We start from the raw sequence: 13648 nt of genomic DNA, 5'->3' as shown, positions 1-13648 counted from the left end.
GCCTGGGCCCGGCTATTAGTCAGCGGGCACGCCGGGGTAAGGCGAGCTCAGTCAATGAGTGTGTAGGTGCGCCGGCCGCGGGTTTACGCGGCTCCTGTTGCGCTCGGGCGTCTTCAAGGTCGAGGGTCACTCCGGCCTTGGAATTGCCCTTGGGATTGAGCAGGTAATGCGACAGGGCCGGGATCAACACCAGCGCACCGAGCATGTTCCACAGGAACATGAAGGTCAGCAGAATGCCCATGTCCGCCTGGAACTTGATCGGCGACCAGGCCCAGGTAATCACCCCCGCGGCCATGGTCAGGCCCACCAGTGCGACGACACGGCCGGTGAAATCCAGCGAGCGGCGATAAGCGACGGCCAAGCTGCCACCACGTTCCTGTACCGCCAGTTGCACGCTCAGCAGATACAACGCGTAATCGACACCGACACCGACACCCACGGCGATGACCGGCAAGGTGGCCACTTTCAGGCCGATGCCCAACCAGACCATCAGCGCCTTGCAGATGATCGTGGTCATCAGCAGAGGAATCAGTGCAACCAGAGTTGCGCGCCAACTGCGGAAGGTCAGAAGGCACAGCAAGGCCGTGGCGCCATACACCGCCAGGTACATCGTGATGATGCCCTTCTCCACCTCGATGTTAGTGGCGGCCTCGATGCCGGCATTACCCGCGGCCAACAGGAATTCCACGGGCTGTTCAGCGCCGGCGGCGGTGTTGTTTTCCTTGGCGAACTCTTCGGAGACCTTCAATACCCGGCTCAGGGTGTCCGCCTTGTGATCTGCCAGGTAGGCAATCAATGGGGTCACCGAACACTGCTGGTTGGTGATCCCCGGCGCGGAAATCATCGCCGCATCCACCGCCGAGTTGGTGATCGCCTGGTCACGGCTGATGCTCAACCATTTCGGGCTGCCTTCAGCCATGCCGGAGCTGATCATCCGCACGGTTTCGGCCAGCGACTGGGTCGTTTGTACTCCTGGTGTCTGGCGCAGGCGCCAGGCCAGTTTGTCCATGCTCTGCAGCGATTGGTACAGACGGCAGCTGTCTTCATTGGTCTTCATGATGACCACGAACTGATCACTGGAAAGTCCGTAATGACTGGTGATGTAGGCGTTGTCGCGGTTATAGCGCGAATCCGCGCGCAACTCGGGTGCACCGGGGTCCAGATCGCCCACCTTGAGATGCATCATCACCACGCTGCCCAGCAGGGTCACCAACAGCGACAAGGCAATGACTGCCGTGGCCGCCGGCCGTTCGGTGAAGCGGTCGAGACCACGCCAGATATGCCCAAGCAAACCTCGGCTGGCTTCATCGGCCTGGTCTTTGGCGATGGCGATACGCGCGGCTTTTTCACTCACACCCAGATATGACAGCGCCACCGGAATCAGCAGCAGCTTGGTGAAAATCAACACCGCCACACCGATGCTGGTGGTCAGGGCCAGGTCGCGGATCACCGGGATATCAATGATCACCAGCACGGCAAAACCGACGATATTGGTCAGTAGCGCGGTAAGGCCGGTGAGGAACAAACGGCGGAAGGTATATCGCGCGGCCACATACTTATGAGTGCCCCTGCCAATATCCTGGAGGATGCCGTTCATCTTCTGCGTGCCATGGGAAATGCCGATGGCAAAAATCAGGAACGGCACCAGAATCGAATACGGATCCAGCTCGTAGCCGAGGATCTGCATCAAACCCAACAGCCACACCACACCGGCCACCGCCACGCTCACCAGCAACAGGGTGCTGCGCAGGCAGCGGGTATAGCAGTAGACGAACAGGCCGGCGATCACCACCGAGGCGCCAAAGAACAGCATCACCGAATACAGGCCGTCGATCAGGTCGCCGACCAGCTTGCTGAAACCGACAATGTGAATGCCCACCTTGTCGCTTTCCAGCGAGCGAATCTGTGCTTCCAGCTGCTTGGAAAAGTCACCGTAGTCCAGGGGTTTCCCGGTCTGCGGATGAGTATCGAGCAGTGGCGCGACAATCATGCTCGACCGGCCGTCGTTGGCCACCAGGTTGCCGATAATGCCGGCGCGCATGATGTTGCGGCGCAGCGCCTTTATCGACTTGTCGCTGCCGTCGTAATCGGCTGGCATCACCGCACCGCCATCGATGCCCTCCTCCGTCACTTCTTTCCAGCGAACGATGGGCATCCACAGCGACTTCATCCAGGAACGGTCGATACCCGGAATCAGGTACAGGGTGTCGTTGACCTTCTGCAGGGCCAGCAAGTAGTCAGCGTCGTAGATGTCACCGGTCTTGTTTTCCACCACCACGCGAATGCTGTTGCCCAGGCCTGGTAACTGGTTTTTATAGGCCAGGTAATTCTTGATGTACGGGCTGGAGCTGGGAATCATTTTCTCGAAGCTGGCATTCACCTGCAGCTGGGTAGCAAAGAAGCCCAGCACGACCGTGGCGAGCAAGCAGGCAACGATGACGACCATGCGATGACGGAAAATGACCCGTTCAAACCAGCCACCGGAGTGCTTGTCAAAGTCCTCCAGGTTGGCAATCACTGGCATCCCGCTGTTGAATTTTTGCTCGACCATTTTTTCTTTCTCGTAGGGGAATCGTGCCGGCGGCGTTAGTTGGCCGGGGCGATATCGATGACCTTCGCGCCGCTGAAGCGCGTGACGACCAGGCTCCCAGCCTGTTTGGTGGCGGTGGCTGCATACACCTCGCCTACCCGCGCATCGGTCAACGGGCTGACCTGCAAACTCTGCCGATCGACACTGACCAATTGCCCCCCCTGGCTTACGACGATCAAGGCGTTGCCCTGCTCGACGATACTGACCAGGCTGCTATTGAGCCGGGTCTCCACGGGCTGCCACTGCTGGCCGTCATCACGGCTGGCCAACAGATTGCCGCGCAGTCCGTAAGCCAGCAGTAGATGATCGAAGGCACGGACGCCGAAGTAGGTGCCGGTGTAGGGCGTATCGATTTTCACGAAACGTTGTTGCTGACCGTCGAGACGCAGCAACAGCCCCTGTTCACCACCGATATAAAAAGTACCGGCATGCTCCGCCAGGCCATACAGGTGCATGCGCCGATCGTTGTCACTGCGCTCGATCCATGGCTCCCAGTTCTGGCCGTTATCAGTGCTGTGCAACAACATGCCAAAGGCACCCACGGCAAATCCGCTGCCGTGCTCATCGAACATCACATCCAGAAACGGTGCGGCCAACACGTCCGGCGTCGCCGAGGTGCTGGCGGCCATGGCAACTTCCTTGAGCATCTGGGCTGCGGATTCATCGCCCTTTTCGGCCCGCGGGCCGTAGTAAGCGTTGAGCAACGTCAACAGGCGGCGCCCGTCAAGTTGCACCTGCCAGCTGTCACCACCATCGGTGGTGTGCATGACCAGAGCGTCGTGACCGACAATCCAGCCATTGCGCTCATCGCGAAACCGTACTTGCACCAGATCGCTTGAAACCGGACTGTCAACCTGTTGCCAGGTTCGGCCCTCATCGGTGGAGCGCTGAATCAGCCCGTGCAGGCCGACGCTGATCATCGCATCGCCAGCCCTGGCGACCGACAGCAAGGGTGCGGGCAGACGCTCGTCCACCCGCTGCGCCGGCACGTCCAGCGAATCGGTGGACGACGCGACTGCGCTATAGGCAGGCGTCGTCACCCACGGACTCGCGCCGACGGTCAACGCGACAGCCAGTAGCAGGCGCGACGTGGAGAGGAGAAAAGAAGCAGGGCAAGGGCTAGTCATTATTTTTATTCCTTAACCATCCCGCGTGGCAAACCCACCCGTTCTGCCTACCAGGCTTGATGCGCAAACCGGCAGGCGGAACAGACGAAGTCACGTCAGCGCTGAGTAACCCGGGCCACAATGGCTTCAGGGTTCATGTCACGCTCGGAAAGTGGTTTGTCGACGAACTTGTAGCCACCCTTCAAAGCATCGTTGAGCAGCGCGTACATGCCTTTGTTGAAGTCATAAACGACGTTCTTCACGTTATAGGGAATGTTCTTGTCGTAGAGCTGAACACCACTGAGGAAGATCGAGCGATACAACGCGCCGCTCTTGTCCCAGGCGTCATACAGGCCAACGCCGAAGGTATCTTCATCCAGGTAATAGGTGCGCTTGCTGTAGACGTGGCGCATGCCCGGTTTCAATGTTGCCTCCACGACCCATACCCGATGCAGCTCCCAGCGCTCGTTCGCCGGGTTGGCGTGGTGCGGCATGAACTGATCTTCCTGCTTGTTGACGCCGAAGTAGAATTTGTAAGCGTTGTAAGGGATGTACATTTCTTTGCGGCCGACCAGTTTGTAGTCGAACCGGTCCTGACTGCCGGAGAACATTTGCAGCTCGTCGAACAGCGTCACACCACCCTGGCTGGCGACCGGCGTGTCGAAGGCGAATTCCGGCGCCAGTTTTACCCGGCGCTGGCCTGGGGAATAACTGAACGAACGACGCGCCTTGGCCAACGGATCGAGGAAGTCGGTCAGTACCACCACTTCACCAGAACGTCGCGCCGGATAGTCATTGCGCGAGAACACCCGGGCATACATCAATGGGTCGCGATCCTGCTGAGTCACTTGGTAATAAGGGGTTTCCTCGAAGGTCGCCTGTTCAGCGGTCTTGGTAATCGAGCCGTTCGCATCGACTACCCAGCTATTGGAAGAAGACGTGGTCGAGTAGCCGGTGCCGATCTTGTAACGCACCTGCTGGTTCCACATCACTTCGTTGCCGGTTTTCGGAATCGGGAACGGCAAGCCGCCACGGCAGGCCGGATCGACTGCCAACCCGTCCTTTTGGATCTGACAGCTGGTGGCGTTGCGCACGGTGGCGTCAAGTACCGCCTGAGGATAGGCCGCCGTACGGTGGCTTGGGTAAACGTCGATGTAGTAGGTCGGGTATTTCTTGATCAGGGCCTTTTGCCCTTCACTGAGCTTGTCCCCGTACTGGTCAACGTTTTTGGCATCAATGCGAAACAGTGGTTTCTCGTCCTTGAACGGGTCGACCCAGAACCCGCTATCCGCTACGAAGCCGGCCGGTGCCTTGGTCAAGCCGCCATCATAGGCAGGAATCGTACCTTCGGCGTTACCTGCCTTGATCGCCCCGAACGGGGTAAGGCTTTTGCCCAGTTCCGAGGCGTCACCGCCTGCCGCCAGGGTGTAGGTCGCCATGCTCATCAGGGCAATGGATAGGGCAAGTTGTCGTTTCATGAACACATTCTCCGATTCTTGTTGTATTTGTCAGAAGGAGGTCTTGAAGGTAAACGCCAGCCAGCCGCGGTCGGTGCCGCCCACGGGCCCGTTACCCGCCACGGTCCCGTTCGCCAGGTGCTTGGGTTGAGCCCGGGTGTCGGCATAGCGCAACCCGAACTCATAGAGTTGCGCGTAAGTTGCCTTCAGCCCGATCGAATAGGACAGCGCTCCCTCGTTCCCACCACCGGCAGTCGGTGCGTTGCCATGCAGACCGTAGTTGACGGTCAATGGAACATCCAGATCCCAGGACGGAAAGATGGAAATGTACTGTGGCGTATAGTTGACGGCGACGGCGTAGTAGTTCTTCGACGAACAGCCATCGGCTTCGCTGCCCGAATCAGGAATGCCGGGAGTCCTGGCATTGGTACAGGCCGCCGTACCGACGCCCTTGTACAGTTCTTCGTGTTCGGTCACCCGTTGCAAATGACTGTAGGCGAACTCACCGACCAGCGTGGCGTTGTCCGAAATGAAGTTACGCGGTACGCCGTAGACAGCGTTGGCGATGAAGTGGATCGTATCGCCGCGAGGGCCTTCATCATCCAGGGCACTGACACCGGTGGCATTCAACGCGCCGCCCATGCGATAGGACAACTCGGTCCCTACCGCCACGGTGTTGAAGACCCGGGCAAAACTGACACCAGCGAGTTTCACGCCGCGTGGGTAGACCACCCGATAGGAGCCCGATGCCGCTTTGACCTGCGGTGCCAGCCAAGGCTGGTAGTCATCGAACTGACGATAGTAGGCGCCAAAGGTCGATTCGATTTCTTCGACGTTGAGCTTACCCATCACGCCCCAGTTCTTGCCGTCACGCCCGAAGCGCGAATCCTGACGCTGCAACGTTGCCCCATTGGCAGCCACCGGCAATTGGTCCGGACCTTCGAACAGAGGGTCGGCGCCACCGAAATAGGTGCCGCCGAATGGAATCCGGGTCGGTTCCCATTCATAGAAGTACTGAGCGGCAAGGGAGAGTCGGTCGGTGACCTGCGCTTTGGCCGACACTTGTCCGACGGGCAGGAACACTTCCTTGGTTTCGATACCTGGGCTGGTTGACGCCTTCACGCCATCGCTCGGGGCTTGCGAGTAAGACACGGAGTGGGCGCCGAAGAGCAGGCCCTCGCCCCAATAGTTGGTATGGCGACCGACTTTCACGTTGACTGGCGTGTCGCCGATGTTGAAGTTGCGCCAGACGAACGCATCGAGGATCTCGCCCGACGGTCCGTTCATGTAGCGATCCACTTCATCGCTGTACTTATTGTTGTGATAGCTGGTCGCGTAGCCGGGAATGTTACTGGTCACCGAGTCGTCGTGATAAGCCTGGTCAAACCAGGCGGCGGCACTGAGTCGCCCTCCCCATTCGTTGAGGTAGGAAAGGTCGAACTCACTCAACAGATCGAGGCGATTTGTCACGATATCGCCTTTATCGAACTTGCCGTCCGACTCGTCGTAGTTCGGCGTGTTCATGATGTGGCTGTCTTGACTGTCGGTGCGCATCCCGAGGTTGTAACGGACCGTATTGTCCCAACGCACACGGTAGTCCGGGTTCGACATGTCGAACGAGGCCGCCATCGAAACCTGTGCGCCGCCAACCATCAACAGTGTCAGCGCACCTTGAGTCAGCACCCGCCGACCCTGTTTGGTCTTCTCTTTCATACACACTACCTTTTATTTTTATTTTCAGTCGTTTAGTGCGTTCAAACAGTCCTTCCAACAATCTGCGAAACCTCACAGGATCGTTGCAAGTCCCGCCTGGACAGTCCGCTCACGGAGGCCTGGCACGCTCCAGGACCGCTTCCCTCCTCAGCTGAAGTTACCGTAACGGATAAGAACCAAAAATTCCACATAAAGATTTCAATTCTATATACAGAATTATCGATCGACTTCCTTGGGATACCGATTTCAGCCACAGGCGATGCCAGGAATAATACTGCACACAAAATCTATAAACGTTCAAATAGTCTTTGACGCTTTTCCTCTTTCAGCTTTCAATAGCTCCGGAAAACCCAGTGAATTTGGGATGTTCCCCAGCAAAAAACGGCCATCGCAGCGGCAGATAAAAACAAGAGGAGCCACCATGAACATTGATTTGAGTGCCAAACGCGTGATCATCACGGGCGCTTCGCGGGGCATTGGCCTGGCCATTGCCCGGGCTTTCGCGGCCGAAGGCGCACGGGTAGCGATTTGTGCCCGCAGCGAGACTGCCGTCCACGAAGCCGCAAAGGAGCTCTCGCAACACGCCCAAGCGGTCATTGCCCGGGCTGTCGACGTGACCGACAGCGAGGGGGTCAAAGCATTCGTGGCTGAAGTTGCACAGGCCTGGGGCGGTGTCGATGTGCTGGTGAACAACGCCGGTCAAGGGCGTGGCGGCAATCTAGAGACCCTGACGCCGGAAGCCATCCTCGAACATGCCAACATTCTGCAGATGGGGCATTTCCGGTTCGTTCAGGCCGTGGTGCCGTTCATGCGTGAACAGCGCTGGGGGCGGATCATTGAGATCAATGCCCTGGCCGGCGCGATTCCGACGCCCGACGGAATTCCCTCGGTGATCAACCGCGCCTCGTGCATCGCCCTCTCCCGCTCCTTGGGCATGTCCCTGCCCAAGGACAATATCCTGGTCAACAGCCTGAACATGGGCTGGATCGATACCGGTCAGTGGGATCGCCACTACAAGGAAATGGGCCCGGGCGTCAGTCGCGAGGAATTCGACGCCATGGTGATGAAGGTCGTACCGCTCGGGCGTTACGGCAAACCTGAAGACGTGGCCGGCATGGCGCTGTTCCTGGCCAGTGAATATGCCAGCTTCATCAGCGCCGCCTCGATCGACATTGCCGGTGGCATGGGCGGACAGATTGCCTACTTCCCAACCCTCAAGCGCGATTTTGCCGCTGCCATCGCGGCGCGTAACGCTGCCAGCGAATAACACGGGCATGGCCGCCTGGCGGCCATGCCTGGCAGGCTATTCCATCACGGCGTCAATATCCGGTCAGTGCTGGCCGGCACCGTCAGCTTGAGCAGTTCAATCGCGTTACCACTGCGAATCCGCTCGCGGTCCTCAGTGGATAAGCCGATGCCTTCGGTCAGATCGCCATGGTCGTAGGCACCGCCGAAGTTGGTGCCGTACAACAGACGCTGCGCGCCCACCACTTCGGCGACACCACGACGCAAGCCCGGAGCATGAACGTCGAGATCGAAGTAAAAGTTCGGCAGGTAATCCATCAATGGCCGCTGGTTGCGCGAGTCCGGCGCCATGGCCCGGTTCAGTTCGCTCAGGCGCCCCAACTGGAACACCGCCATACCGCCGGCATGGGTGATGTAGGTTTTCAGGGTCGGAAACACATCCAGCGCGCCGCCGCAGATCAGGTACCAGAAAAACAGTGTTTCATCGACACAGTCGCCCACGATCGACGTCGTTTCGAATTTGTCTTGCGTATGTTTCTCGCCCCAATAGATCGACTGGTTGAAGCCGTGCACCATAATCGGCACATCCAGCTGGGTCAGCTTTTCCCAGACAGGAAACAAGCGCTCATCGTGAGCCTCCAAACCATTGAAATTAGCCCCACCCACGCAGACACCCTTGGCGCCTAGCTGAGTCACGGCGCGCTCGATCTCCCTGGCCGCGTTTTGCGGGTCCGCCAGGTTGGCATGGCACCAGAAATCGAAATGGTCGGGGTCGGCCCGGCAAAACGCGGATAATTCATCGTTGCAGATGCTTGCGTACTCATTGGCGAAGTCCCCCGCCCAGTACATGAAGCAGTGGGACGGCGTGGACATCACCAGTTTGTCGACACCCCGCTCGTCCATCAGCTTTCGACGGCTGGCGTGGGTCATGCGCGCCAGGAGATTGGCCTGCGCTTCGGCATCCGTAGCCGCTTTGGCCGGTTGTTTGGTACCGAGGGAAAAATGCCCCACGGTCAGCCCCTGGACCTTCATGAACGGCCCCCAGAACTCATGGCGGTTCAACATGCCCTCGGTCAGCAAGTGGGCGTGGACATCAATCAGCATGGCGTTCTCCTTGTTGTAATGAGCCAGCAGACCGAACGCCCCATTGGCAGGGGCTCCGGATCGATTTGAGGGTATAAATGCATCGCCAACTATATAGACACATTTTAATTAAGTGTTCATTTAATTATTGAGTGAACGACTAGAACAGCCACCTGCCGGTAGCGGCTACGAGGCGCAGGCCATGATCAGGAACTGCCGGAACGCCTGGGCCGGCGCCGACAACCGGTTATCCGGCAGCCAGATCAGCCCCAGTTCCATGGGTGGAATCACATCCACCAGCGGCCGGATCTCAATTTTCTTGCCTTCCAGTGACCAGGCCCGGTAGAGCATGTCCGAGAGAATGGTCACACCGAAGCCATGCGCCACCAACCCGCGCAACGCCTCCATGGAAGAGGTGCGAAAAGCTACCTTGGGGGCCAGCCCACGGGATTCCCAATAGCGCAAGGTCGACGCCTCTCCCTCATCCACCGTGGAGAGGATATAGGCATGCCCGGCGACGTCCTCGAGATTGATCGAGGTGGCAGCCATCAACGGGTGCTGGCTGGCCAACCAGAGTTGGCGGCGGGAACGGACCAGCACATGGTGAGCAAATCCGTCGAGGTTCGGTGTGTTGGAGACGATCGTCAGGCCGAGATCGAGGTCGCCATTGCCCAGGGCCTCCTCAATGCTCTGGCGGTTCATATCGATCAGGTCGATCTCGACCTGAGGGTAGCTACGTTTGAAGCGTGCCAGCAGCGCAGGCAGAAAGTAACCCAGCACCGTGTAGGAGGCGCCGATGCGCACGGTCCCCTGCATGGTGTGGCCGAGAAACAGCGGTTCACTGAGGGCATCCTGCAAGGTGTCGAGGATGTGCCGCGCATGCTGGGCAAACTTGTTGCCCTCAGCGGTCAGTGTCACGCCATGAGGTAAACGGTCGAACAGGCTGACGCCCATGGACTGCTCCAGGTGCAGCACCGCCGCAGTAATCGCCGACTGCGAGACATGCGCCTTGAGCGCCGCTTGGGAAAACTGGCCCGCGTCGGCGGCGGCAACGAAATAGCGCAGTTGACGCATGGAAATATCTTTGCCTTTCGTCATCGGATTTTCTGATACCTGTCACCTGAATATGTGAAACAGCTCGACTCACGCGCTGGGTACACTCAAAGCCGGGTAACTCCCTGACGTATCGTTATCTTTCGAATTTCAGCGCCAATAATAAAAATGGCTGAAGGTTGAACCATGAACGCGATCCACTACAGCGAGTACGACTGCGAAGCGTCGGGTAATTTCCTGACTGAAGCTTCATTGGCCAGACAAGGCTTCGACATCCGGGTTGAACACGCGCAGTGGTCCAACACGGGCACCGCCTTGATCGAAACCGGCGACAGTTGCCTGTTACGCCTGATGCTGCCGACCAGTGCCCAGACCAAGCCTAACTTCGGCAGTTTCCCCAGCCACGGCGCGCATCGATTCCACCCCCTGGGTAATCTATTGTTCATTCCCCGCGGCACCGAATTTCACCTGCGTCACGCGGCCAGCGAGCAAAAAGCGCTGGTCTGCCTGTTCGATCCCTCCTCCCTCGGCGTCCTGGGCAGCTATCGCTGGAATTGGCAAGACGGCGTCAGCGAAGCCATGCTCAACCTGCAAAGCGGTTACCTGCACGCCTCCCTGCAGCGTCTGGCCGAAGAGGTGGCCCACCCCGGTTTTGCCAGCGAACTGCAAACCGAGTGCCTGCTCACCAGTATTGCCCTGGACCTGCGCCGCGAGTTCATCGACGCGGACGACGATGCCGTCCACTCCTCGCACAGCGCGGAAAAACTCAGCCCTCGTCAACTCAACATTCTGCGCGAGCTGCTCGACAGCGCCAGCGATGAGGGCCGCTCCCTCGGCCACCTGGCGCAGACCTGCCAACTGCCGCTGCGAACGCTGTCCAGTCGCTGCAAAAACACCACCGGCATGACCTTGCGTCAGTACGCCGCGCAAAGTCGCCTGCAAAAAGCCGTGGCGCTATTGGCCGACTCACGACTGCTGATCAAACAAGTGGCCTATCAGGCCGGCTTCAACAATGCCGCCGCTTTCAGTGCCGCATTCCGTAAAGAACTCGGTGTCACACCCGAGGAGTTTCGCCACCAGCGCCAGCGCTGACAGGCGCCCTGACAAGGACGCCCTTTTCGCGCTCATGGCTTCAGCGATGAATCTTGGCGGTGATTTTGGCGTGTGGCCCATTGACCTGCGCGGCCCAGGCTTCAGCCGCCTGGTCGAGGGTGTAATCAAGGTAATCCACCTGGATCTGCTGCTCTTTGGCGATCTTCAGCAGTCGGAGCCAGATCTGCTCACGGTCTGCGGGCGGGCGTTGACCCGTGCCAATGCACGACAAGTTGCGAAACAACAGATCGGCAATATCCAGATTGAGCTGGCGACCGGCTCCCGTGCCAATGGTCATGATCCGCGCCCCCCAATTGGTGGCTTTCAGGGAGGTCAACATGGGTTGACCGCACACGAGGTCAAGCACCACATCAAATCCGCCATCGGCCGCATCCTTCAGTGCAGCCACATCATCGCTGCCACCCAGCGTCACCACAGCGTCGGCCAGGCCCCGCGACTTCAAACGGCCCAGCGCTTCGCCCGACCGTGCAGCACCGACCACTTTGCCAGCCCCCATGCCACGCGCCAATTGCAGGGCAATCTGGCCGAGGGTGCCGGTGGCGCCCAGTATCAGGACCTTTTCACCTTTCTGGATCGCGGCTTTTTCCAGCGGCACGATGGCACCGGTAGCGGCGATGCCCATGCTGATCGCGGTTTTATCGTCGACGTCGTCCGGCACATTCCATACCTCGGCTTGCGGAACCAGGGTGCGCTCTGCCCAGGCACCAAACGGCAACACCGAGCGCTCGCCGAAATACACCCGGCGACCATCCGGTGCCCGGCCCACGCCTTCGCCGCGAATGACACAGGGGTATTCAACCCCGAGTCGGTACGCGCCGAGGACATCCCAGCCGCCCAGGCCGGCGGTATCGACATCGATCAGGACTGCGCCGTCTTGCGATTGCGGCTCACAAAACTCACCGACGACTGGCGGTGCATTGCGCTCGGAAATGATTGCGGCACGCATGGCATTCTCCTTGTCTGTTTTATTGTCAGGCTGCACTCGAGCAATAATTGAACATTTTTCTATTATCTGTCCAGATTTACTTAAGCGCCGCGTTTAACTGCTCGTCAATGGCTCGACCTGATAACGCGGGTACCCACCCAGCGTCAGGAGTAGCAAGGGCCCGACGACAAAGCAGATGGAACTCAACAGCAGCATGGCCGAGTAGCCACCGGTGAGCTTGAACAACCCCGCGAACAGTAACGGTGAGATCGCGGCACCGGCGGTAATCAGGCCCAGGTGGGCACCAAACAAGCGGCCGTAGTCACGCATACCGAAATAGCGGGCGATCAGGAATGCCGCGATATCGAACTCGGCACCCGCCCCCACGCCCACCAGCAACGTGGCGAGGATGTACAGCGCAATACTGGAATCCCCATAGGCGAAAATGCCGCAGGCAAATGCCGGCATCAGCAGCGCCAAAGAGGCGACGCCGGGCGCCCACAACCGGTCAATCAGGTAGCCCACCAGCAGCCGGCCAAGAATCAGCGACACGCCAAAACTGCTGAAAACCTGGCTGGCCTGCAAGGCGCTCAGGCCTCTGTCCTGCAGCAACGGCACGATATTGGTGACCATGCCCACCACGCAGGAAACCACCAAGGTCATCGACAGGTTGCAAACCCAGAACCGCCATGAACGCAGCGCCTCCCGCAGTAACAGCCCTCCAGCTTGTCCGTTGGCGGCTGGGAGTTGTGTGGTGTTGTGGCTGACATTGGCCGTCGGTAATAACCACCGCAGTGCCAAGGGCAACGCCAGCAGCACCGGCAATACGCCCAGCGCCAGGAAACCGGCCTGCCAATTCCAGCGGCCGATCGCCCAGGCGGTAACCAGCGGCAGCATGATGGCGGCCAGCCCGGAGCCGCTGAGGATGATCGCCAGCGCCAGGCCACGGTTTTCCTCGAACCACAAGTTGACCAGGTGCGACCAGGTCACCTGCAATGTACCCAGCCCGGCTAGCGGCACCAGGAAAAACCCCAGGTAGAGGGTCCAGATCGAACCGTTGATACAGGTCAGGGTGAAGACACTCAGGGACAGCGCCAGCAGCGACAGCAACGTGACCCGGCGCAGGCCATATCGCAAGTTCAGCGAGCCCGCCAACTGCGACGCGACAATGGTGCCCAGCGACAGCGCGGTGATCGCTGCCTGCAACTCTGCCCTGCCCCAGCCCATGGCCTGTTCCAGAGGAATGACCATGGAACTGAAGCTGTACAGCAGCAACGAACTGGAACTGGTCGCGACGCCGATCAGGGCCAGGATCAGCACTTGCCACCCGCGTTTGAATTCTGCGTTATCAAAACCTTTCATG

The 13648-nt window shown here is 59.2% G+C and carries 10 protein-coding genes; 2 read left to right on the top strand and 8 right to left on the bottom strand.

The annotated features are described in order from the left end of the window. Positions 1-19 precede the first annotated feature (19 nt). The 4 genes from MOQ67_RS12225 to MOQ67_RS12210 form a co-directional block, all read right to left on the bottom strand. A complete protein-coding gene (locus tag MOQ67_RS12225) occupies positions 20-2551 on the bottom strand; it encodes an efflux RND transporter permease subunit (protein ID WP_198718622.1) in 2532 nt (843 codons plus the stop codon). A 35-nt stretch (positions 2552-2586) separates the two neighbouring features. Then, a complete protein-coding gene (locus tag MOQ67_RS12220) occupies positions 2587-3717 on the bottom strand; it encodes a YCF48-related protein (RefSeq protein ID WP_198718621.1) in 1131 nt (376 codons plus the stop codon). A gap of 95 nt (positions 3718-3812) precedes the next feature. Continuing rightward, on the bottom strand, positions 3813-5174 hold the full coding sequence (locus MOQ67_RS12215; protein WP_198718620.1) for a DUF1329 domain-containing protein: 1362 nt from the start codon (positions 5172-5174) through the stop codon (positions 3813-3815). Between the two features lie 30 nt (positions 5175-5204). Then, entirely contained in the window at positions 5205-6866 is a 1662-nt protein-coding gene (locus MOQ67_RS12210; protein WP_014338791.1) for a DUF1302 domain-containing protein, read from the bottom strand. A gap of 421 nt (positions 6867-7287) precedes the next feature. Between MOQ67_RS12210 and MOQ67_RS12205 the strand changes: the two genes are divergently transcribed. Next, positions 7288-8133 carry an SDR family oxidoreductase gene (locus MOQ67_RS12205; RefSeq protein WP_014338790.1) on the top strand — a complete coding sequence of 282 codons (846 nt, stop codon included), beginning with the start codon at positions 7288-7290 and terminating at the stop codon, positions 8131-8133. Between the two features lie 44 nt (positions 8134-8177). Here MOQ67_RS12205 and MOQ67_RS12200 read toward each other — a convergent pair whose 3' ends face one another. Continuing rightward, positions 8178-9215 carry an amidohydrolase family protein gene (locus MOQ67_RS12200; RefSeq protein ID WP_236309650.1) on the bottom strand — a complete coding sequence of 346 codons (1038 nt, stop codon included), beginning with the start codon at positions 9213-9215 and terminating at the stop codon, positions 8178-8180. Positions 9216-9380: 165 nt separating this feature from the next. Then, positions 9381-10292: a LysR family transcriptional regulator gene (locus MOQ67_RS12195; RefSeq protein WP_448675930.1), complete on the bottom strand. Its 912-nt coding sequence runs from the start codon at positions 10290-10292 to the stop codon at positions 9381-9383. Positions 10293-10433: 141 nt separating this feature from the next. On the opposite strand from MOQ67_RS12195, the gene MOQ67_RS12190 reads away from it, so the two are divergent. Then, positions 10434-11339, top strand: a complete 906-nt coding sequence (locus MOQ67_RS12190) for a helix-turn-helix domain-containing protein (RefSeq protein WP_198717501.1) — start codon at positions 10434-10436, stop codon at positions 11337-11339. Positions 11340-11379: 40 nt separating this feature from the next. Here the strand turns inward: MOQ67_RS12190 and MOQ67_RS12185 are convergent, their stop codons facing one another. Together MOQ67_RS12185 and MOQ67_RS12180 are read right to left on the bottom strand one after the other, a co-directional pair. Further along, a complete protein-coding gene (locus MOQ67_RS12185) occupies positions 11380-12306 on the bottom strand; it encodes a quinone oxidoreductase family protein (RefSeq protein ID WP_198717502.1) in 927 nt (308 codons plus the stop codon). A 93-nt stretch (positions 12307-12399) separates the two neighbouring features. Then, complete coding sequence (locus MOQ67_RS12180; protein ID WP_198717503.1) at positions 12400-13647, bottom strand: MFS transporter; 1248 nt, start codon at positions 13645-13647, stop codon at positions 12400-12402. Between the last annotated feature and the right edge of the window lies 1 nt (position 13648).

It is taken from the genome of Pseudomonas sp. LY-1 (genome assembly GCF_053502595.1).
This window is presented reverse-complemented; position numbering and strand designations above follow the sequence as displayed.

Excerpts from the sequence above, each read along its gene's own strand:
- MOQ67_RS12210 (WP_014338791.1), bottom strand. The coding sequence starts at position 6,866 with ATGAAAGAGAAGACCAAACAGGGTCGGCGGGTGCTGACTCAAGGTGCG.
- MOQ67_RS12220 (WP_198718621.1), bottom strand. The coding sequence starts at position 3,717 with ATGACTAGCCCTTGCCCTGCTTCTTTTCTCCTCTCCACGTCGCGCCTG.
- MOQ67_RS12200 (WP_236309650.1), bottom strand. The coding sequence starts at position 9,215 with ATGCTGATTGATGTCCACGCCCACTTGCTGACCGAGGGCATGTTGAAC.
- MOQ67_RS12215 (WP_198718620.1), bottom strand. The coding sequence starts at position 5,174 with ATGAAACGACAACTTGCCCTATCCATTGCCCTGATGAGCATGGCGACC.
- MOQ67_RS12190 (WP_198717501.1), top strand. The coding sequence starts at position 10,434 with ATGAACGCGATCCACTACAGCGAGTACGACTGCGAAGCGTCGGGTAAT.
- MOQ67_RS12225 (WP_198718622.1), bottom strand. The coding sequence starts at position 2,551 with ATGGTCGAGCAAAAATTCAACAGCGGGATGCCAGTGATTGCCAACCTG.
- MOQ67_RS12205 (WP_014338790.1), top strand. The coding sequence starts at position 7,288 with ATGAACATTGATTTGAGTGCCAAACGCGTGATCATCACGGGCGCTTCG.
- MOQ67_RS12185 (WP_198717502.1), bottom strand. The coding sequence starts at position 12,306 with ATGCGTGCCGCAATCATTTCCGAGCGCAATGCACCGCCAGTCGTCGGT.
- MOQ67_RS12195 (WP_448675930.1), bottom strand. The coding sequence starts at position 10,292 with ATGACGAAAGGCAAAGATATTTCCATGCGTCAACTGCGCTATTTCGTT.
- MOQ67_RS12180 (WP_198717503.1), bottom strand. The coding sequence starts at position 13,647 with ATGAAAGGTTTTGATAACGCAGAATTCAAACGCGGGTGGCAAGTGCTG.